This is a genomic window from Bradyrhizobium sp. BRP19 (genome assembly GCF_020194195.1).
Lineage (GTDB): Bacteria > Pseudomonadota > Alphaproteobacteria > Rhizobiales > Xanthobacteraceae > Bradyrhizobium > Bradyrhizobium yuanmingense.
Genome location: NZ_JADYVZ010000093.1, coordinates 1 through 535, shown reverse-complemented (window position 1 = coordinate 535; position 535 = coordinate 1). Strand labels below are relative to the sequence as shown.

The following is a 535-nucleotide window of genomic DNA, read 5'->3' as shown; positions in this document are numbered from 1 at the left end:
ACGAAAGCACCACGTGCCGGATATCTTATCGATTGCGGCAGAACACATGCTGGCGAGCGCCAAATGGAAAACCGTGAGTTGGCGCAGCGGGACGAAAGGTCGGCTGAAAGCCCGATTTGCTGCTCTCCGTGTCCGCACCGCCGACGGCCCTCCCCAGCGAATCTGGGATAAGGGTCAGCAGCATCTCCCGGGCGACGAAGCTTGGCTCATTGGCGAGCAGCGTGCCTCAGGGGAGAAGAAATACTATCTCGCCAACCTCCCTGCGGCGACGGATCTGCGCACACTGGCCGCCACCATCAAGGCACGATGGATTTGTGAGCAGGCGCATCAGCAGTTGAAGGAGGAGCTTGGGCTTGATCACTTCGAAGGGCGATCATGGCAGGGTCTTCATCGCCACGCCCTGATGACAATGATTGCCTACGCCTTCTTGCAGCACCGTCGCCTCGCACATGCGGGACGGAAAAAAAAGAATCAATGGGCCTCCGCCTCAACCAACCATGCCCGCCGTACGCCACGCCATCGTCGATCTCATTCT

At 59.3% G+C, this 535-nt stretch carries 1 protein-coding gene; it reads left to right on the top strand.

The genetic code is table 11. The features are described 5' to 3' along the window. Positions 1-535, top strand: a 535-nt coding sequence (locus I6F36_RS38645) for a transposase (RefSeq protein WP_225173258.1), incomplete at both ends; no start/stop codon positions are given.